Origin of the sequence: Abiotrophia defectiva ATCC 49176 (assembly GCF_000160075.2) — a bacterium.
In the GTDB taxonomy this organism is placed as follows: domain Bacteria; phylum Bacillota; class Bacilli; order Lactobacillales; family Aerococcaceae; genus Abiotrophia; species Abiotrophia defectiva.
In genome coordinates this window covers 1-340 of record NZ_KI535343.1, presented here as the reverse complement: position 1 = coordinate 340, position 340 = coordinate 1, and the positions used below count along the sequence as shown (strand labels likewise).

Genomic DNA, 340 nt, shown 5'->3' with positions numbered 1-340 from the left:
CGCCCAACACGTCCCCCGGCCACGGGGCCTGCCACCATACCCACGCCGAAACAAGCGCTCATGAGCCCGAAGTGGCGAGCCCGATCTTCCCCATCGGTGATGTCGGCGATATAGGCGCCAGCAACCGCACCTGTGGCGCCGGTGATGCCGGCCACGATGCGTCCGGCGTAGAGGATCCACAGGACGGGTGTGGTCGCCATGATCGCGTAGTCGATAGTGGCTCCAAGTAGCGAAGCGAGCAGGACTGGGCGGCGGCCAAAGCGGTCGGACAGTGCTCCGAGAACGGGTGCGCATAGAAATTGCATCAACGCATATAGCGCTAGCAGCACGCCATAGTGAC

The 340-nt window shown here is 63.8% G+C and carries 1 protein-coding gene; it reads right to left on the bottom strand.

From position 1 onward, the window contains the following. Positions 1–340: MFS transporter (locus GCWU000182_RS09515; RefSeq protein ID WP_023392601.1), on the bottom strand; the 340-nt coding region annotated here is incomplete at both ends.